20 protein-coding genes and 1 pseudogene are annotated in these 19,298 nt (G+C 60.5%); 13 read left to right on the plus strand and 8 right to left on the minus strand.

Translation table 11 applies throughout. The features are described 5' to 3' along the window. Positions 1-138: 138 nt before the first annotated feature. Genes KBP52_RS15005 through KBP52_RS15015 form a run of 3 tightly spaced genes read left to right on the plus strand, consistent with a single transcriptional unit; the run spans position 139 to position 3,732 of the window. Positions 139-1,686, plus strand: a complete 1,548-nt coding sequence (locus KBP52_RS15005; RefSeq protein ID WP_212623055.1) for an ABC transporter ATP-binding protein — start codon at positions 139-141, stop codon at positions 1,684-1,686. 13 nt (positions 1,687-1,699) lie between these two features. After that, positions 1,700-2,806 (plus strand): ABC transporter permease, encoded by a 1,107-nt coding sequence (locus tag KBP52_RS15010; RefSeq protein ID WP_212623056.1) that lies wholly within the window; start codon positions 1,700-1,702, stop codon positions 2,804-2,806. Further along, entirely contained in the window at positions 2,806-3,732 is a 927-nt protein-coding gene (locus KBP52_RS15015; protein WP_077570879.1) for an ABC transporter permease, read from the plus strand. The genes KBP52_RS15010 and KBP52_RS15015 overlap by 1 nt, the downstream gene beginning before the upstream one ends. Positions 3,733-3,791: 59 nt before the next feature. Here the strand turns inward: KBP52_RS15015 and KBP52_RS15020 are convergent, their stop codons facing one another. Further along, positions 3,792-4,208: a hypothetical protein gene (locus KBP52_RS15020; protein WP_212623057.1), complete on the minus strand. Its 417-nt coding sequence runs from the start codon at positions 4,206-4,208 to the stop codon at positions 3,792-3,794. An 83-nt stretch (positions 4,209-4,291) separates the two neighbouring features. Here KBP52_RS15020 and KBP52_RS15025 point away from each other — a divergent pair, with 83 nt between their 5' ends. The 3 genes from KBP52_RS15025 to KBP52_RS15035 all read left to right on the plus strand — a co-directional run bounded on the left by KBP52_RS15025 (position 4,292) and on the right by KBP52_RS15035 (position 6,963). Continuing rightward, positions 4,292-4,642, plus strand: a complete 351-nt coding sequence (locus tag KBP52_RS15025; protein WP_212623058.1) for a MerR family transcriptional regulator — start codon at positions 4,292-4,294, stop codon at positions 4,640-4,642. A 25-nt stretch (positions 4,643-4,667) separates the two neighbouring features. Beyond that, complete coding sequence (locus tag KBP52_RS15030) at positions 4,668-5,351, plus strand: SDR family oxidoreductase (protein ID WP_160038175.1); 684 nt, start codon at positions 4,668-4,670, stop codon at positions 5,349-5,351. 253 nt (positions 5,352-5,604) lie between these two features. Continuing rightward, the gene (locus KBP52_RS15035; protein WP_212623059.1) at positions 5,605-6,963 is read left to right on the plus strand and encodes an 8-oxoguanine deaminase; all 1,359 of its coding nucleotides are present in this window, start codon (positions 5,605-5,607) and stop codon (positions 6,961-6,963) included. A 124-nt stretch (positions 6,964-7,087) separates the two neighbouring features. On the opposite strand, the gene KBP52_RS15040 is transcribed toward KBP52_RS15035, so the two are convergent. Then, entirely contained in the window at positions 7,088-8,179 is a 1,092-nt protein-coding gene (locus KBP52_RS15040; protein ID WP_212623060.1) for a calcium:proton antiporter, read from the minus strand. 286 nt (positions 8,180-8,465) lie between these two features. Between KBP52_RS15040 and KBP52_RS15045 the strand changes: the two genes are divergently transcribed. The 3 genes from KBP52_RS15045 to KBP52_RS15055 all read left to right on the plus strand — a co-directional run bounded on the left by KBP52_RS15045 (position 8,466) and on the right by KBP52_RS15055 (position 11,681). Next, a complete protein-coding gene (locus KBP52_RS15045) occupies positions 8,466-9,539 on the plus strand; it encodes a BMP family ABC transporter substrate-binding protein (RefSeq protein ID WP_123594068.1) in 1,074 nt (357 codons plus the stop codon). 142 nt (positions 9,540-9,681) lie between these two features. Continuing rightward, complete coding sequence (locus KBP52_RS15050; protein ID WP_212623061.1) at positions 9,682-10,647, plus strand: 2-oxoglutarate and iron-dependent oxygenase domain-containing protein; 966 nt, start codon at positions 9,682-9,684, stop codon at positions 10,645-10,647. An 80-nt stretch (positions 10,648-10,727) separates the two neighbouring features. Then, positions 10,728-11,681, plus strand: coding sequence for an adenosine deaminase (locus KBP52_RS15055; protein ID WP_008082147.1), 954 nt, complete (start codon positions 10,728-10,730; stop codon positions 11,679-11,681). A gap of 118 nt (positions 11,682-11,799) precedes the next feature. On the opposite strand, the gene KBP52_RS15060 is transcribed toward KBP52_RS15055, so the two are convergent. The 3 genes from KBP52_RS15060 to KBP52_RS15070 form a co-directional block, all read right to left on the minus strand. Next, on the minus strand, positions 11,800-13,182 hold the full coding sequence (locus KBP52_RS15060) for an MFS transporter (RefSeq protein ID WP_212623062.1): 1,383 nt from the start codon (positions 13,180-13,182) through the stop codon (positions 11,800-11,802). Between the two features lie 125 nt (positions 13,183-13,307). Beyond that, positions 13,308-14,042 (minus strand): helix-turn-helix transcriptional regulator, encoded by a 735-nt coding sequence (locus KBP52_RS15065; protein WP_077570861.1) that lies wholly within the window; start codon positions 14,040-14,042, stop codon positions 13,308-13,310. A gap of 317 nt (positions 14,043-14,359) precedes the next feature. After that, complete coding sequence (locus KBP52_RS15070) at positions 14,360-15,289, minus strand: LysR family transcriptional regulator (RefSeq protein ID WP_077570859.1); 930 nt, start codon at positions 15,287-15,289, stop codon at positions 14,360-14,362. A gap of 120 nt (positions 15,290-15,409) precedes the next feature. On the opposite strand from KBP52_RS15070, the gene KBP52_RS15075 reads away from it, so the two are divergent. The 3 genes from KBP52_RS15075 (at position 15,410) to KBP52_RS15085 (ending at position 17,081) form a co-directional block, all read left to right on the plus strand. Beyond that, the gene (locus KBP52_RS15075) at positions 15,410-15,703 is read left to right on the plus strand and encodes a putative quinol monooxygenase (RefSeq protein ID WP_137217615.1); all 294 of its coding nucleotides are present in this window, start codon (positions 15,410-15,412) and stop codon (positions 15,701-15,703) included. Positions 15,704-15,733: 30 nt separating this feature from the next. After that, a complete protein-coding gene (locus tag KBP52_RS15080) occupies positions 15,734-16,747 on the plus strand; it encodes a zinc-binding alcohol dehydrogenase family protein (protein WP_212623063.1) in 1,014 nt (337 codons plus the stop codon). A 160-nt stretch (positions 16,748-16,907) separates the two neighbouring features. After that, a complete protein-coding gene (locus KBP52_RS15085; protein ID WP_007914687.1) occupies positions 16,908-17,081 on the plus strand; it encodes a hypothetical protein in 174 nt (57 codons plus the stop codon). A 6-nt stretch (positions 17,082-17,087) separates the two neighbouring features. On the opposite strand, the gene KBP52_RS15090 is transcribed toward KBP52_RS15085, so the two are convergent. After that, the gene (locus tag KBP52_RS15090) at positions 17,088-18,290 is read right to left on the minus strand and encodes a multidrug effflux MFS transporter (RefSeq protein WP_212623064.1); all 1,203 of its coding nucleotides are present in this window, start codon (positions 18,288-18,290) and stop codon (positions 17,088-17,090) included. Between the two features lie 89 nt (positions 18,291-18,379). Next, positions 18,380-18,577, minus strand: coding sequence for a cation transporter (locus KBP52_RS15095; RefSeq protein WP_034154772.1), 198 nt, complete (start codon positions 18,575-18,577; stop codon positions 18,380-18,382). A 147-nt stretch (positions 18,578-18,724) separates the two neighbouring features. Between KBP52_RS15095 and KBP52_RS15100 the strand changes: the two genes are divergently transcribed. Further along, positions 18,725-19,108 (plus strand): hypothetical protein, encoded by a 384-nt coding sequence (locus tag KBP52_RS15100; RefSeq protein ID WP_122606389.1) that lies wholly within the window; start codon positions 18,725-18,727, stop codon positions 19,106-19,108. Positions 19,109-19,117: 9 nt separating this feature from the next. Here KBP52_RS15100 and KBP52_RS30565 read toward each other — a convergent pair. After that, positions 19,118-19,210 (minus strand): annotated as a pseudogene (locus tag KBP52_RS30565) (metal ABC transporter ATP-binding protein); the annotation flags it as partial. Between the last annotated feature and the right edge of the window lie 88 nt (positions 19,211-19,298).

The raw sequence follows: 19,298 nt of genomic DNA on the forward strand, positions 1-19,298 counted from the left end.
TGGTGCCGCCGTCGCGCGTGATTCACTCCTGAATGCTCTGCGCCAAGCACCTCGACACGCGGCCCGCCCGCGTTCCTGACTCAATGGCCAGGAAATTGCTTTATCCACAGGCACAACTCCAAGCAAGTCGAGCCTGTCATGCCAATCGCTCCTCCCCTCCCGCGCCTGCAATTGCGCCATATCAGTAAACGCTACCCCGGTTGTCTGGCCAATGACGCCATCGACCTGAGCATCGCACCCGGGGAAATCCATGCCCTGCTCGGTGAAAACGGTGCGGGCAAAAGCACCCTGATGAAGATTATCTACGGCGTTACCCAGGCCGATTCGGGCGAGATGCTCTGGCAAGGTCAGCGGGTCAACATCCGCAATCCGGCACAGGCGCGGCAGTTGGGCATCGGCATGGTGTTCCAGCATTTCTCGCTGTTCGAAACCCTCAGCGTCGCGCAGAACATTGCGCTGGCGATGGGCGCTGCGGCCGGCACACCGAAACAACTGGAACCGAAAATTCGCGAAGTGTCACGCCGTTACGGCATGGCGCTGGAGCCTGAAAGACTTGTCCACAGCCTGTCGATCGGTGAGCGCCAGCGCGTGGAAATCATTCGCTGCCTGATGCAGGACATTCGCCTGTTGATTCTCGACGAACCGACTTCGGTGTTGACGCCGCAGGAGGCCGATGAGTTGTTCATCACCCTGCGTCGCCTCGCTGCCGAAGGCTGCAGCATTCTGTTTATCAGCCACAAACTCGCCGAGGTTCGGGCGCTGTGTCACAGCGCGACAGTTCTGCGCGGTGGTCGAGTGGCCGGGCATTGCCTGCCAGCGGAGTGTTCGGATCAGCAATTGGCGCAGTTGATGGTTGGCGAAGCGGCGGCGTTGATTGGCGACTATCCGAAGGTCAGCGGTGGCGCGGCGTTTTTGCAGGTGAAGGGATTGAGTTGGCACAACCCGGATCCGTTCGGCTGCTCGCTGACGGACATTGATGTGCAAGTGCGCAGCGGTGAAATCGTTGGCATCGCCGGGGTCGCGGGCAACGGTCAGGATGAATTGCTCGCCCTGCTCAGTGGCGAACAAACCTTGCCTCGGGCGCAAGCCGCGACCATTCGATTCGCCGAACAACACGTCGCTGATTTACGCCCGGATGCGCGACGCAAACTGGGCCTGGCTTTCGTCCCCGCCGAACGTCTCGGCCATGGCGCGGTGCCGGAATTGAGTCTGGCCGATAACGCTCTGCTTACCGCGTTCCAACAAGGCTTGGTCAGCCACGGTTTGATCGAACGCGGCAAAGTCGAAGCCCTCGCCCGACAGATCATTCAGCGCTTCGGCGTGAAAACCCCGGACACGCAAACTGCCGCGCGCAGTTTGTCCGGCGGCAATCTGCAGAAATTCATCCTCGGCCGGGAAATCCTCCAGCAACCGAAACTGCTGATCGCCGCGCACCCGACCTGGGGCGTCGACGTCGGTGCTGCCGCGACCATTCAACGTGCGCTGATCGCGCTGCGCGATGCCGGCGCGGCGATTCTGGTGATTTCCGAAGATCTCGACGAACTGTTCCAGATCAGCGATCGCCTCGGCGCGTTGTGTGGCGGGCGTCTGTCGGCGCTGCACAACACCGGCGATACCCAACTCAGCGATGTCGGCGGCTGGATGGCCGGCCAGTTCGACCACGCACCTTTAACCGCCACGGTTTAACGGAGTTATACACATGCTGCTTTCCCTCGAACCCCGTGGCCAGCAATCGCGCTTGATGCTGTGGTGCTCGCCGTTACTGGCGGCGGCGCTGACGCTCGGTTGTGGCTCGCTGTTGTTTATCGCCCTTGGCCATGAGCCGCTGCAAACCTTGCACACGCTGCTGATCGCTCCGGTCAGCGACTTGTATGGCGTCTCCGAATTGCTGGTCAAAGCGCTGCCAATTCTGCTCTGCGCACTGGGCTTGGCAGTGGCCTATCAGGCGCGAATCTGGAACATCGGCGCCGAAGGTCAATTGCTCCTCGGCGCACTCGCCGGCAGTGCCTTGGCGGTGAATATCATCGACCTGCAAAGCCGCTGGGCGCTAGTGTTGATTCTGCTCACCGGCACCCTCGCCGGCGCCGCATGGGCCGGGCTGACCGCATGGTTGCGCACGCGCTTCAACGCCAACGAAATCCTCACCAGCATCATGCTCAATTACATCGCGCTGAACCTGCTGCTGTTCTGCGTGCACGGGCCGTTGAAAGATCCCGCCGGGTTCAACTTTCCCGAATCGGCGATGTTCGGCGATGCCAGCCGCTTGCCGTTGTTGATGGAGGATGGCCGCGTGCATGCCGGGGTGTATTTCGCCCTGCTCGCACTGGTTGCGGTGTGGGTGTTGTTGCAGAAAAGCTTTGTCGGTTTCCAGATCAAAGTGCTCGGGCTGGACAAGCGTGCGGCGGGGTTTGTCGGCTTTCGCGAGAAGCAGTTGATCTGGCTGGCGCTGTTGATCAGCGGCGGCTTGGCCGGGCTGGCGGGTGTCTGCGAAGTGACCGGACCGATTGGCCAATTGGTGCCGCAGGTGTCGCCGGGTTATGGCTACGCGGCGATTACCGTGGCGTTTCTTGGGCGTCTGAATCCGATCGGGATTCTGTTTTCGAGCCTGCTGATGGCGCTGCTGTACATCGGTGGCGAGAGCGCGCAAATGACGATGAATCTGCCGCAGGCGATCACCCAGTTGTTTCAGGGAATGATGCTGTTTTTCCTGCTCGCCTGTGACGTGCTGATCCTCTATCGGCCACGCCTGAACCTGAGCTGGGTGAAGCGCACCTCGACCACTGCCGTAACCGCCGGAGCGCTGTGATGGATATCGATCTGTTGAGCAATATTTTCTACGCCATGGTGCGGTGCGGCACGCCGCTGTTGCTGGTGGCACTGGGTGAACTGATTTGCGAAAAGAGCGGCGTGCTCAATCTTGGGCAGGAAGGGATGATGCTGTTTGGCGCGGTGATCGGTTTTATCGTCGCGCTGAACAGCGGCAACCTGTGGCTGGGCGTGTTGCTGGCGATGCTTGCCGGCATGTTGCTGTCGTCACTGTTTGCGCTGGTGGCGTTGGTGTTCAACGCCAATCAGGTGGCGACCGGGTTGGCCCTGACGATTTTTGGTGTCGGGCTGTCGACCTTTGTCGGCGCGGCTTGGGTGGGTAAACCGCTGGCGGGTTTTGAGCCGTTGGCGATTCCTTGGCTGAGTGAAATCCCGCTGATCGGGCGGATGCTGTTTGCTCAGGATTTGCTGGTGTATCTGTCGTTCGCGCTGTTTGCGCTGGTGGCATGGGTGATCATCAAAAGTCGTGTCGGGCTGATCATTCAAGCTGTGGGTGAGAACCCGGATGCGGCCAGTGCGATGGGCTTGCCGGTGTTGACCGTGCGCACCTTGGCGGTGCTGTTCGGCGGGGCGATGGCCGGGTTGGCCGGGGCTTATCTGTCGCTGGCGTACACACCGATGTGGGCGGAAAACATGACTGCCGGGCGTGGCTGGATCGCGCTGGCGCTGGTGGTGTTTGCCAGTTGGCGAGTGTGGCGGTTGTTGCTCGGGGCATATCTGTTTGGCCTCGCCAGCATCCTGCATTTGGTGGCGCAGGGGTTGGGGCTGGCGATTCCGTCGAGTTTGCTGGCGATGCTGCCGTATGTGGCGACGATTGTGGTGCTGGTGTTGTTGTCGCGGGATGCGCTGCGGACGCGGTTGTATGCGCCGGTGTCGCTTGGGCAGCCTTGGCAGGCGGGGCATTAATTATTGTTTGGGCGGGCCTCTTCGCGAGCAGGCTCGCTCCCACATTTGACCGAGTTCAATCAGATTCCCTGTGGGAGCGAGCCTGCTCGCGAAGACTTACTCACAGGCAACACTTGAGCAACGCCCCACGCCAGTTCGAAGACCAGGAAAACAATCAGAATCGAACTGGCGCCATGCAGCAAGGCATACCCCTGCCAAGCCGCAAACAAAAACCTGGCCACCGCGTCATACCGTCCATAAAGCGCCTGCGGATCACGAATACGCAGCACCGCCCAAACACACACCACCGACCCCAACAGATTCGCCATCAACATATGCACAGGCTGAAACACCGGCAGCTCGCCGGGCAAATCCAGTCCGCTCAACAATCCATGCACAAGCGCAAAACTCCACGGCGTGGCAAACGCTGCCGTGACGATCAAGTCATACCAGGCGCTGCCGCGCACCACATTGCGATACTGCGTTGAAGTCCACATCATCCATGCTCCAGAAATTCAGGGAGCCTCCACGGTAAAGCCTGGAGTATGCTCCAGGGTCAATAGCCCTTTTGAGAGCCCGCATGCGCATCGGTGAATTAGCCCAGGCCAGTGCCGTCAGCCGTGACACCCTGCGTTTCTATGAGCAGCGCGGGTTGATCGCGGCGCAGCGCAGTGCCAATAGTTACCGCGACTATCCGCCGGAGATGGTGCAACTGGTGCTCTATATCAAAACGGCGCAGCGTCTGGGATTTACCCTCGGCGAGATCGGCGACAGCGTCGCGGCGCTGTGGAACGCACCCGATCCGGACAACGCCGTGGCGCAGTTGCTGCGCGACAAACTGCAACTGATCGAAACCCGCATGCGCGAACTCGATGCGCTGCGGCAGGAGTTGCAACTTCGCCTCGGTCAGGCCTGTCCATTGAATCCATGATCCTCATTCATCAAGGAAGCCTTTCATGTCTGCAAAAAACGCACTGATCATCGGCGCCTCCCGAGGCCTTGGCCTCGGTCTGGTGAAAACCCTGCTGGCCGACGGCTGGCAAGTCACGGCCACCGTGCGCAATCCTGCCAATGCTCAGGCACTGGAAGCGCTGGGCAAGGTGCGGATCGAGAAGCTCGACATGGACGACCAGCAAGCGGTCATTGCTCTGAGCCAACAGCTCAAGGGCGACACCTTCGACCTGCTGTTCGTCAACGCCGGGGTCAAAGGCCCGGCCGATCAAACCCCGGGTGGCGCGACACTCGCTGAAGTCGGTCAGTTGTTTTTCACCAACGCCGTGGCGCCGATCAATCTGGCTCAGCGTTTTGCCGGGCAGATTCGTGACGGCAGCGGTGTGCTGGCGTTCATGAGTTCCGGACTGGGCAGCGTGACCGTGCCGGACGCGCCGGAGCTGGCGCTGTACAAGGCGAGCAAGGCTGCGCTGAATTCGATGACCAACAGTTTTGTCACGCAATTGGGCGAGCAGAAGATGACCGTGTTGTCGCTGCATCCGGGTTGGGTGAAGACCGACATGGGCGGCGAAGGGGCGGACCTTGACGTGGAAACCAGCACCCGTGGGCTGGTCGATCAGGTGAATGCGTATACCGGCAAGGGCGGGCATCACTTCATCAATTACAAGGGTGAAACTATTCCCTGGTAAGCACGCAAATCCCCTGTAGGAGTGAGCCTGTTCGCGATAGCGGTGTGTCATTCAGCAAAAGTGTTGCCTGATACACCGCTATCGCGAGCAGGCTCACTCCTACAAGGGACCGTGTTGTCCGGTCGGGTTGGGCTTGCCCGCTGCAACAATTTGTTTGAAACTGCGCACCTCGTCCCCGCGGCGACCCTGGATCAGCAGACAGGGCATCACTGAGCTGGCAACCCTGAACCCCATTTTCAGAGGAGCCGGCAACATGCCCGCGACCCGTACCTGGTTAAAAAATCCCCTCGCCATTTTCACTTCCAACGCGCTTGATGCCCGTGGCGGTCTAGTCGTGCAAGACGGTGTCATCGTCGAAGTCCTCGCCGCTGGCCAGCAGCCGTCGGCGCCGTGCAATGCAGTGTTCGATGCCCGCGAGCATGTGATCCTGCCGGGCCTGATCAACACCCACCACCACTTCTATCAAACCCTGACTCGCGCCTGGGCGCCGGTGGTCAATCAGCCGTTGTTCCCGTGGCTGAAAACCCTGTACCCGGTGTGGGCGCGCCTGACACCGGAAAAACTCGCCCTCGCCACCAAAGTCGCTTTGGCCGAGCTGTTGCTGTCGGGCTGCACCACCGCAGCCGACCATCACTACCTGTTCCCGGACGGCCTGGAAAACGCCATCGACGTGCAAGTCGAAACTGTCCGCGAACTGGGCATGCGCGCCATGCTTACCCGTGGTTCGATGAGCCTCGGCGAGAAGGACGGCGGCCTGCCGCCGCAGCAGACCGTGCAAGAAGGTCAGGTGATTCTCGACGACAGTCAGCGCCTGATTCACGAGTACCACGAACGTGGCGACGGCGCGCAGATCCAGATCGCCCTGGCGCCGTGCTCGCCGTTCTCGGTGACCCCGGAAATCATGTCGGCCAGTGCTGAGTTGGCGAACAAGCTCGACGTGCGCCTGCACACGCACTTGGCCGAAACCCTCGACGAAGAAGATTTCTGCCTGCAGCGTTTCGGCCTGCGCACTGTCGATTATCTCGACAGCGTCGGCTGGCTCGGCCCGCGCACTTGGCTGGCCCACGGCATCCATTTCAACCCGGACGAAATCGCTCGTCTCGGCGAGGCGGGCACCGGTATCTGCCATTGCCCGAGCTCGAACATGCGTCTGGCTTCCGGCATTTGCCCGAGTATCGATCTGACTGACGCCGGTGCGCTGTTTGGTCTGGGCGTCGATGGTTCGGCGTCCAACGATGCGTCGAACATGATTCTCGAAGCGCGTCAGGCGTTGTACATCCAGCGTCTGCGTTATGGCGCGGAGAAGATTACGCCGGAACGCGTCCTGGGCTGGGCGACCAAGGGTTCGGCGAGCTTGTTGGGCCGTACTGATATTGGTGAGATTGCTGTGGGCAAGCAGGCGGATCTGGCGTTGTTCAAGCTTGATGAGCTGCGTTTCTCGGGCAGCCATGATCCGATTTCGGCGTTGCTATTGTGCGGCGCGGATCGTGCGGATCGGGTGATGATTGGCGGCAAGTGGCGTGTGGTCGATGGCCAAGTCGAAGGACTGGACCTGAAAGGCCTGATCGCCGATCACAGCCAGGCGGCTCGCCAGTTGATCGCCGGTACCTGATCCACCATCGTTCAAAACTGTGGGAGCGAGCCTGCTCGCGAAGCGGGAATGTCAGGCAACATGTTTGTTGATTGACACACCGCCTTCGCGAGCAGGCTCGCTCCCACATGGGTATCTGCCAGCCCTAAAGACCGAGCAGGGACAGCATGATGAAGGTCGCAAACAATACGAAGTGGGTCATGCCCTCAATGGCATTGGTCTCACCATCATTCAGGTTGATCGCGCTGACGATCAGCGTGATGAAGATCATCACCGTCTGCACCGGCGTCATCGCCATCTGAAACGGTTGGCCGGTGTACAGCGCCATCGCCTCCATCACTGGCACCGTCAAGATCACCGTCGACAGTGACGCGCCCATCGCAATGTTCACCACCGACTGCATACGGTTGGCCAACGCTGCACGCAACGCGGTCAAAATCTCCGGCGCAGCAGAAATCGCCGCGACCAGAATCGCCGTGATCACCGGCGGTGCGCCCGTGCCTTCCAGGCCCAGATCGAGGGTCTTCGACATCACTTCGGCCAATGCGCCGATCACCACAATGCCAAACACCAGAATGCCGATCGACAGGCCGATGCCCGGCGCTTTCGCCTGCGCGTCCTGCGGTTCTTTCTTGCGGCGTTTGTCCGGGTAGCTGTAGCTGAAAAAGTAACTGTGCGGGCCGACTTGCATGCGCAGAAACAGCGCGTAAAGCACCACCATTGCACCGATGGTGAACGCCGAATAAATCTTCCAGTTGGCCTCGGGAATGAACTCCGGCACCACCATCGATACGCCCATGGCGGTGAGGATCATCACGCTGTAGCTGCGCGCGGAATCGTCGTTGTACGACTGTTCGCCGTGCTTGATCCCGCCCATCAGCGCGGCGAGGCCGAGGATGCCGTTGATGTCGAGCATCACCGCCGAATAGATCGTGTCACGCACCAACGTGGGCGACGCTTCGTTGCTCATCATGATCGCGAGAATCACCACTTCGACCAGCACAGCCGCGAGGGTGAGGATCATCGTGCCGTAAGGGTCGCCGACCTTTTCCGCGAGCAATTCGGCGTGATGGGCGACGCGCATCGAGGCGGCGACGATGAAAGCGATCAGCACCAGGCCGGCAGTCAGCGCGACGATCTGGCCGCTGTGCAGCATCCAGTGTTCCAACGGATAGGCGACGCAGGCGGCGATGACGGCCAGGAGCAGAAAGCTTTCTTGCTTGAGGATTGTGAACATGGCGGGCCTTTTGCCGAAGAGTGCGAATGAGCTACTGACTGCGGGGCGGCGCTAACGTTTCGTTACACCTTAGCGCACCAAGCGCTGGCAGGGCTTTTGGCAGTTGCACTTTTATTGGCCTTGAGGGCGCTATCGCGAGCAGGCTCACTCCTACAGTTGACCGCATTCCCCTGTAGGAGTGAGCCTGCTCGCGATGGCCGTTACGCGATTTCGGATTGTTTGTTGTCCTGTTGGTCAGCAATTTGCATTGGCCCTGACCACACACAACAAAATGGAGCTCCAATTCATGCAAATACGTCCGCTGCACAAACTGCTGTGCGCCGCCCTCGGTCTGGGGATCAGTCTGAGCGCCAGCGCTGCCGATCCGCTGAAGGTCGGTTTCGTTTACATCGGCCCGATCGGTGATCACGGCTGGACGTATCAGCATGAGCAGGGGCGCAAGGCACTCGCAGAAAAACTAGGTACGCAGATCACCACCAACTACGTCGAGAACGTTGCTGAAGGCGCCGACGCCGAGCGGGTCATCCGCAATATGGCCAAGGACAACTACGACTTGATTTTCACCACTTCCTTCGGCTACATGAATCCGACACTGAAGGTCGCCAAGCAATTTCCCAAGGTGACCTTCGAACACGCCACCGGCTACAAGCAAGACAAGAACCTCGGCACCTACCTGGCGCGCACCTACGAGGGGCGCTACGTCGGCGGTTTCCTCGCGGCGAAGATGACCAAGACCAAGAAGATCGGTTACGTCGCTTCGTTCCCGATCCCCGAGGTGATCCGCGATATCAACTCGATTCAACTGGCCTTGAACAAGTACAACCCAGGCACCGAGATCAAAGTGGTGTGGGTCAACTCGTGGTTCGACCCGGGCAAGGAAGCCGATGCCGCCAACGCGCTGATCGATCAGGGCGTCGACGTGGTGTTCCAGCACACCGACAGCCCGGCGCCGATTCAGGCCGCCGAACGTCGTGGCGTGTACGCGGTGGGTTACGCCTCGGACATGGCGCACTTCGGCCCGAAAGCCGTGCTGACCTCGATCGTCAACGACTGGGCGCCGCACTATATTCAAGCGACGCAAAGCGTGATCGATCACACCTGGAAATCCCAGGATTACTGGGGCGGGTTGAAGGAAGGCACGGTTGAACTGCCGATCAGCGACCTGGTGCCGGCACCAGTGAAAGCCGAGGCCGAGCAGATCATTGCCGACATCAAGAGCGGTGCGTTCCAGCCGTTCACCGGGCCGATCAAGGATCAGGCCGGGGTCGAGAAAATCCCCGCAGGTGTAAGCGCAACCACTGCGGAACTGGCGTCGATGAACTATTACGTTGAAGGCATGAAGGCTGAGATGCCGAAGTAATCCCAGTCATACCACCGTCCCTTGTAGGAGTGAGCCTGCTCGCGATAGCGGTGGGTCATTCAGCAAAAGTGTCGCCTGATACACCGCTATCGCGAGCAGGCTCACTCCTACATTTGATCTTCAGCGCTCTCAAGGATTGTGTATGGATCAGCTTCCGATCATCGACATCAGCCCGCTCTATTCCGCCGACGAAAACGCCTGGCCCGCCGTGGCCGGGCAAATCGACCTGGCCTGCCGCGAGTGGGGTTTCTTCTACATCAAGGGTCACCCGATTTCGGCGCAGCGCATCGACGCCGTGCTCAATCAGACTCAGCGTTTTTTTGCCCTGCCCGCAGCGGAAAAACTCAAGATCGACATCACCCAGACGCGCCACCATCGCGGCTACGGCGCCATCGCCACCGAGCAACTCGACCCGAGCAAGCCCAGCGACCTCAAAGAAACCTTCGACATGGGCCTGCACCTGCCGGCCAACCATCCCGACGTGCTCGCCGAAAAACCGTTGCGCGGGCCGAACCGGCATCCAGCGCAAACCGGATGGGCTGAGTTGATGGAGCAGCACTACCTCGACATGCAGGCCCTCGCGCAAACCTTGTTGCGGGCGATGACCCTCGCACTGAATATCGAACGCGACTTCTTCGACAGCCGTTTCAACGACCCCGTCAGCGTGCTGCGCATGATCCATTACCCACCGCGCCACACCGCCAGCTCCGCCGAGCAGCAAGGCGCCGGCGCGCATACCGATTACGGCTGCATCACCCTGCTCTATCAGGACAGCGCCGGCGGCCTGCAAGTGAAAAACGTCAAAGGCGAATGGATTGATGCGCCACCGATCGACGGCACCTTCGTGGTCAACCTCGGCGACATGATGGCGCGCTGGAGCAACGACCGTTATCGCTCGACCCCGCACCGGGTGATCAGCCCGCTCGGCGTGGACCGCTACTCGATGCCGTTCTTTGCCGAGCCACACCCGGACACGCGCATCGAATGCCTGCCCGGATGTCAGGACGCACAGCATCCAGCGAAATATCCGACCACCACTTGCGCCGAATTCCTGCTGTCGCGCTTCGCCGATACCTACGCTTATCGCCGTGAGCAGGAAGCCGTTTGATGGATCGCTTGGTCAGGTTTTGCCAATTGTTTCGGCGAGCATCTGTAGAATGCCGCCATTGCACCTGATGAGAAAAGAATATGTACGACTGGCTCAACGCCTTGCCCAAGGCTGAACTGCACCTGCACCTGGAAGGCTCGCTGGAGCCCGAGCTGCTGTTCGCCCTGGCCGAACGCAACAAGATCGCCCTGCCGTGGAATGACGTGGAAACCCTGCGCAAGGCTTACGCGTTCAACAATCTGCAGGAGTTCCTCGACCTGTATTACCAGGGCGCGGACGTGTTGCGCACTTCGCAGGATTTCTACGACCTGACCTGGGCCTACCTGCTGCGCTGCAAAGCGCAGAACGTGATTCACACCGAACCGTTCTTCGACCCGCAGACCCACACCGACCGCGGCATTCCGTTCGAAGTAGTGCTCAACGGCATCGCCGCGGCATTGAAGGATGGCGAGCAGCAACTGGGCATCACCAGCGGTTTGATCCTCAGCTTCCTACGCCACTTGAGCGAAGAAGAAGCCGAGAAAACCCTCGATCAGGCGCTGCCGTTCCGTGACGCGTTTGTCGCGGTCGGTCTCGACAGCTCCGAAATGGGCCACCCGCCGAGCAAGTTCCAGCGTGTGTTTGATCGTGCCCGTCACGAAGGCTTCCTGACCGTTGCCCACGCTGGCGAAGAAGGCCCGCCGGAGTACATCTGGGAAGCCATCGACCTGCTGAAAATCCAGCGCATCGACCATGGCGTGCGCGCCATCGAAGATGAGCGCCTGATGCAGCGGATCATCGACGAGCAGATCCCGCTGACCGTGTGCCCGTTGTCGAACACCAAACTCTGCGTGTTCGATCACATGTCGCAGCACAACATTCTCGACATGCTCGAACGTGGCGTGAAGGTCACGGTGAACTCCGATGACCCGGCGTACTTTGGTGGTTATGTGACCGAGAACTTCTACGCGCTGCATGAGCATTTGGGCATGACCCAGGATCAGGCTAAGCGCCTGGCGCAGAACAGCCTGGATGCGCGCCTGGTAAAACCGTAAGCAACACCGCAAAACCCTTGTAGGAGTGAGCCTGCTCGCGATAGCGGAGTGTCAGCCACAGATGTGTTAGCTGACAGAACGCAATCGCGAGCAGGCTCACTCCTACATTGGATAGGTGTTAGCCGATGGATTGGGTTTCAGTCAGCTCCTCCAGAGTTTTCCCCCGCGTCTCCATCCCGAACAGCCACACCACCCCCGCCGCGATCGCAAAACACGCCGCGCCCAGCGCGAACACCCCGCCCTGCCCGGTAATCGGGAACACCAGTCCGGTCACTAACGGCCCGAGCAACGAACCCACGCGGCCAATCGCCGAGGCAAACCCCGAGCCTGTCGCCCGCGCCGAGGTCGGATACAGCTCCGGCGTGTAGGTATAGAGCACCGCCCACATGCCGAACAGGAAAAACTGCATCAGCAGCCCGGTGCCGATCAGCAGCGCCACGTTGCCGCCAAACACCGCGCTCTGCCCATACAGAAACGCCATCACCCCGCCACCCAGCAAAGTGACGATGCACACCGGTTTGCGCCCCCAACGCTCGACCAGCCACGCGGCCATGAGAAAGCCGGGAATCCCGCCCAGAGATATCAGCACCGTGTAATACACCGACTGCGTCACGGCGAATCCCGATTGTTGCAGCAACGCACTGAGCCACGAGGTCAGCCCGTAAAACCCGAGTAGCGCAAAGAACCACAGACTCCAGAGCATCGTCGTGCGCTGGCGATATTGCGGCGACCAGATCTGCTTGAGCGCCGCAAAGAAGTTGCCCGGCGGCGTCACCGTGCGCGGCAAACGAATCGGTTCCGGCAGCGCCGCACCGCCCAGCGACGACCGCACCCGCGCCTCGATGCCGTTCAACACCTTGTCTGCCGCGTCATGCCTGCCGGCCTGCTCCAGCCAGCGCGGTGACTCGGGAATGAAAAAACGGATCGCCAGCACAAACACTGCTGGCACTGCCAACACCAGAAAGATGTCGCGCCAACCGATCAACGGCAGCAGAAAATAAGACAGCACGCCGGCCGCCACGAAACCTAGCGGCCAGAAGCCATCCATCAACGCGATGTAACGTCCGCGTCGTTGCGCCGGAATCAGCTCGGACAACATCGACTGGGCGATGGGAAACTCCATGCCCATGCCAATCCCCAACAGGATGCGGAACAGCGTCAGCGTCTCGACCGTTTGCGCCGTCGAGCACAGATAACTGGCCACGCCCCACAACACGATGCTCCACTGAAACACCGGTTTGCGCCCGAAGCGATCGGCGAGCATGCCGGACAGCGACGCCCCCAGCACCATGCCGAAAAAGCTCGAACTGGCGAGCAACCCCGCTTGCGCACTGCTCAGACCGAACTCGGCTTTGATCGAGCCCAGCAGGAACGTCATCATCGCCAGGTCCATGGAGTCGAAGAAAAACGCCAGGGCGATGATGATGAAAATGATCCGGTGATAACCGCTGATGGGCAGTCGTTCCAAGCGTTCTGCCGCGCTGTAGCCGTGAGTGTCCATGCCGCCCCCCTATCCGAAATGTCCCCGGATCGAGTGTGCGCGATAGCGACACCGCGTTCGTGCTGGATGCGACCTGTTCGCAACCGTGGACGACGCCAGAAGTGCTGACGTCGAAAGCCAGTGCTCTACAACGCCATTTCCAGCTCGGTTTCCTTGGCGAACCGGTGCAGTTCCCGCTGGCCGGTGGCCGTCAATTGCAGGGCTCTTGAGTCGTTGGGCAGCGTCAGCCAACCGGACTGCATGAACAGCTGCAGCAAAGCCGCGCCGAGCGAGCCACCCATGTGCGGACGGCGCTCGCTCCAGTCCGGGCAAGCGCACGCCACTTGTACGTTGCGATGAGCCAGCGCCTGAATGAACACGCCGCGCCCGGCCAACAGTTTCGCCCCTTTGTGGGTCACCACGACACGTTGTTCAAGCTGCTCGATCCAGCCGGCATCAAGCAGCCGCTGATACAGATCCGCCGCCAGCGTGCCGCCGAGGTGGTCATCGCAAAAACGCGCGCGCAACAACGAGGACGGCGCGGTCTGGGGTTTGGCCATGGGGGTGGTGCGTTTGAATACTTCGGGAATTTCCCTTGGAGCACTGGCGATGGTGGCGCTGGCCAATGCTTCTATCGCGGCCCCGACCTCCGGTGCCGAGAGACGGAAAAAGCGTTTGCGACCACGGACTTCGACCTTCAACAGACCACCCGTGGAAAGCCGCGCCAGATGTGCGCTGGCCGACGACGGCGACAGCCCTGCCAGTAGCGCAAGCTCCTCGGTTTGCCGGGCCGAGCCATCCATCAACGCCCACATCATCGCGCTGCGCTTGGGGTCGGCCAGCAGCGTGGCAATCTGGCTGATGCAAGGTGCATGTTCCATGTGTTCACTCCCTGTTGAATCGTATCGTCTACTGCTCGGAGACATCTTGGCCGGTAATGAGTCATCGGCCAAGACGCGAAAATCGCCATGAACCGGGGCGAGGCAAGCCGCTGACGCAGCCTGCTCCGGCACAGAACCCGCAGCAGATGCGCGACCGTCACTCGAAGACTGGCGACGCGCTGCGAGGGTCTCCGGGCCGGGGTGTCGGTGCTGGCATGAGGCGGGCGCTAGTATAAGCGGGTTAGCCCCCGCGTCCCGCGCCGGGGCCTGCGCAGGTGGTGATTGTTCCTGACAGAAATTTCTCTATTTACCTGCGACTAATGATCAACTTTCGGAAAAACGGGAAATTGACTACTCAAATCAGCGCATCGGCTGGCGAGCATTTCCCTCAGAAGGTTCACCGGCTTACTCAATTGTGCGCGATGGGCGCACAGCAAATTCAGCGGTGCGCGCTCACAAAGCAGCTCTGGCAGCAGCACTTTGAGGCGTCCGGCGAGCACATCGGCGCCCACATCGAGCCACGACTTGTAGGCAATTCCGGCGCCGGCCACCGCCCACAGGCGCACGACGTCAGCGTCATCGCTGAAGCGGTCGCCACTGACAGTCAGCCCGACTTCACGTTTGCCGTCGTGAAAACTCCAGTGGTCATGAACCCGGCTGCCGAGCATGTACAGCAGGCAATTGTGCTGAGCCAGTTGCTCGAGCTGACGCGGCTCGCCGTGCCGGGCCAGATACGCCGGCGAGGCGCACAGCACGCGGCGGTTTTGCGGGGCGATGGGTAAGGCGACCAGACTTGAATCTTCCGGCTCGCCATAGCGCAAGGCGATGTCCACCGGTTGCCGAAACAGATCGGCGATGCGGTCGCCAAGCAGCAAACGCACGGTCAGTTTGGGGTGTTCGCGCTGGAACTCATCGAGCCACGGCAGCAACAGGTTGCGGCCGAAGTCCGAAGGCGCCGACAACTGCAACACCCCGCTGACCTGATCCTGGCCGCTGGCCAGCAGACGCCGGCCTTCATCGAGGTTGCTCAACGCTGCGCGGGCGTATTCGAGAAAGCCCTCACCCTCGGCCGTCAGACGCAAACTGCGGGTCGAACGCGCGAGCAACCGCGCACCGAGCTGCTGTTCGATCCGTTTCAACGCCGCACTGGCCACGGCAGCGGACATGTCCATCACCCGCGCGGCCGCCGACAGACTGCCCAGATCCGCCGCCCGGACAAACAACTGCAAGTCGTCAAAACGCAGCATGCTCAGCCTCGATTATCAAAAAAATATTGAAAGAGACTGCTCTTTTAGCCGGTTTTATCTCGCAGAGAAATAGCCAATCATCTCTCCATCGCATTCATACCGCCTCTCTAGGAGCCGAGCATGTCCAAGCCATTCACCGCTATCGCCACCCTGGTCGCCAAACCGGGCCAACAGGATCTTCTTGAACAGGGACTGCGCGCCCTGGTTGAACCGAGTCGCGCCGAAGACGGTTGCAGCCAGTACGACTTGCATCGCGATCTCGCCGACCCGCAGGTGTTTTATGTGATCGAACACTGGGCCAGCGAAGCGATTCTCGAGGCGCACAACGCCAGCGCACACTTCCAGCATTTCCAGGCCAGCGCCGGTCACGCCATCGAACACTTTCAGCTCAAGCGCCTCGGCGCGATTGCCTGATCTTCTACTATTAACTGTACGGAGCCATTCATGAAAGCCATCGCCTATTACGCTTCCCTGCCGATCAGCGACGCCAAATCCCTGCAAGACATCGAACAGGCAGAACCGGTCGCCGGCCCGCGCGACCTGCTGGTGGAAGTCAAAGCCATCTCGGTCAACCCGGTCGACACCAAAGTGCGCCAGAACATGGCACCGGAAAACGGCGCGGCGAAAGTGCTGGGCTGGGACGTTGCCGGTGTGGTCAAGGCTGTTGGCAGCGACGTGACGTTGTTCAAGGCTGGCGACAAAGTCTTCTACGCCGGCTCCATCGCCCGTGCCGGCGGTAACAGCGAACTGCACGTGGTGGATGAGCGCATCGTCGGCCATATGCCAAAATCCCTCGGTTTTGCCGAAGCCGCCGCACTGCCGCTGACCGCGATCACCGCGTGGGAATTGCTGTTCGAGCGCCTGCAAATCCGCGAAGGCAAAACCGATGAAGGCCAGAGCCTGCTGATCGTCGGTGCCGCCGGCGGGGTTGGCTCGATCCTCACGCAATTGGCAAGGCAACTGACCGGGCTGAAGGTGATCGGCACCGCATCCCGCGAGCAGACCCGCGATTGGGTCAAAGAACTGGGCGCCGACCTGGTCATCGATCACAGCCAGCCGCTGAGCGAAGAACTCAAGCGCGCCGGGATCGACAGCGTGAGCCACGTCGCCAGTCTGACTCAGACCGATCAGCACCTCGATCAACTGGTCGAGGCGCTGGCGCCGCAAGGCAAACTGGCACTGATCGACGATCCGAAGTCGCTGGACATCAGCAAACTCAAGCGCAAGAGCCTGTCGCTGCACTGGGAGTTCATGTACACCCGCTCGCTGTTCGAAACGCCGGACATGATCGAGCAGCACAAACTGCTCAATCGCGTGGCTGAGCTGATTGATGCCAGGACGTTGAAGACCACGGTGGGCGAGCACTTCGGCACGATCAATGCCGCGAACCTGCGTCGCGCCCATGAGCTGCTGGAAAGTGGCAAAGCCAAGGGGAAAATTGTTTTAGAAGGTTTCTAAAAAACCGCACAGCGCAGCCTTCGCCGGACCTAGAGCGGTCGGCGGGGCTGCGCTGTTTTTTGCCGTCAGTCCGATGCTTGACCGTTGTCACAATTGCGATCGTATTCAGGTCTACAATCGAAGCCTCTGCGATACATCTTTTACGCAAGGGAGGTCAGCAATGAAGATCCTGATAAAAGAAGTGGCAAAGTCTCAATGGCAGGTTCGTCTGGACCAACACGCCGTGACATTCCGCAGTGAAGCCGAAGCATTGGCCTTCACCCGCACCCTTGAAGCGCGACTTTGCGCGCCCCATCAGATTCCCGATCGCAGCCAGCAGCGCGCCGCCGGCTGAGGTTATTTATGCCTCGGCCTGAGCTTGCGCCAGTGCCCGGGCATTCTGCAGACGGCGGGTGAGTAGCGCCACGCACACCACCAGTAAACCGCACAGGCTGATGACGATTGCCATCGGCACGGCGCTGCCGTCGTGCAACACCCCGACCATTGCCGAAGCCCCGGCAGCGACACTGAATTGCATGCAGCCGAGCAGCGCCGAGGCACTGCCGGCGCGCGCGCCCTGCCCGTTCATCGCGCAGGCTGCGGCGTTCGGGCTGATGCAGCCCAGGCTTGATACGCAGATGAACAGTGGAATCAGCAGCGGCCACAAGGATTCAGTGTGCATTGCGCTGACCGCGAGCAGCGTCAGCCCGGCGGCGAAATACACCCACACCGCCCGCGACAGCAGGAAGGCCGGGCCGCGCTTGGCCAACATCCGCGCGTTGACCTGCGCCACCAGAATGAAACCCGCCGCGTTGGTGCCGAACAACCAGCCGAAATGCTCGGCCGGCACGCCATACAGTTTGATGAAGATGAACGGCGAGCCGGCGATATAAGCAAACATCCCGGCGATGGCGATGCCGCCGGTCAGGGCATGGCCGAGGTAAACCCGATCCTTGAGCAAGCGCCCGTACTGACGCAGTGCGCCGGACAACGGCTGGCGCGGCATGTGCGCCGGCATACTTTCCGGCAGCCCCAGCGCCACCGCCAATCCGGCCAGTGCACTGAACCCGGTGAGCACCAGGAAGATCGACTGCCAGCCTGTGGTGTTGACCAGCAGACCGCCGAGCATCGGCGCCAGAATCGGCGCCAGGCCCATCACCAGCATCAATTGCGAGAAGACCTTCGCCGAGCCCACCGCGTCGCACTTGTCGCTGACCACCGCCCGAGAAATCACCATCCCCGCGCAACCGCCCAACGCCTGGACGAAGCGCGCACCGATCAGCCATTCCAGGTTTGGCGCATAAGCGCAGGCCAGTGATGCCAGGGTGAACAGCGTGAGGCCGACCAGCAATGGAATACGTCGGCCAAAACGATCCGCCACCGGGCCGTAAGCCAGTTGGCCGATGGACAACCCGGCGAAATATGCCGCCAGCGTCATCTGCACGTGTTTCTCGTCGGTGCCGAACGCCAGCGCCATCGAGGGAAATGCAGGTAAATAGAAGTCGATCGCCAAGGGCCCGAAGGCGGTCAAGGCACCGAGAATCAGAATGGTACGGAAGTTCATCAGGCATCCAGGTTGGCAAGTCGGCAGCCCGACAGTCTAGCCGCGCCCGGACGCCTTGAACATTCCGATAGCTCGCTAACTATAAAACTTCAGACGAGTTTCACCGCGTAGCCTTCTTCGCTGATGACCTCAATCACCTGCTCGGCGCTCAGCGCACTTTCGACGCCGACCTCTTTCGCAGCCAGATCAACCCGCACGCTGGCCGCCGGATCTTTGGCCTGAACCGCGTTGGTGATGGCTTTGACGCAGTGACCGCAGGACATGCCTTGAACGTTGAACACTTGCATGGAATGACTCCTTTGAGTGAGGTTGCCGGCAGTTTCGAGCTTGCCACGATGGCAAGGTCAAGTTCTTCAATAAACTGCCGGGCTGGCAATCGGCGCCGCGCTCGGCCAAGCTGCGTACATCAATGACTCGATTCAGGAGATTCAGCCATGCGCTGGTCAGCTTTCAGCCTGTTTGGCTTTCTCAGTCTCTTTGCCGCCGTTCCTCAAGTGCAAGCTGCCGGCGAGGATTACGGCGTTCTGATCATCTCCCGTGAGCGTCTGGAAGTGGCAACCTCCTGCGAGATCGGTGTGTATATCCAGGATCAGCTGTCGGCACGCCTGTTTCAGGAACAGAGCACATCTTTCAACTTGCCACCTGGCACTGTTTCGCTACGTCTGAAACTACTGCCGGGGCAGGTACCGGGTTGCAATCCGGGCTTGCTCGCACCGGGTTCGCAGGAAATAAAACTGCAGGCGGGCGATGTGCAGAAGTACCGGATCGCGATGACACAGGAAGGCATGTACCTGAAGCGCGCCGATCTCGGCTATTAAGCAAATACAAACCTGTGGGAGCGAGCCTGCTCGCGAATACGGTGTGTCATTCAGCGATGATGTTGACTGACCCGCCGCTTTCGCGAGCAGGCTCGCTCCCACAGTTGGTTTTGCGGCGAGTCAAAGAATGGCGCTTGACCTTGCCCGCATGGCAAGGTTGATCCTTGTAGGCATCTACTACAGGGAGTAC

Source organism: Pseudomonas sp. SCA2728.1_7, from assembly GCF_018138145.1.
In the GTDB taxonomy this organism is placed as follows: domain Bacteria; phylum Pseudomonadota; class Gammaproteobacteria; order Pseudomonadales; family Pseudomonadaceae; genus Aquipseudomonas; species Aquipseudomonas koreensis_A.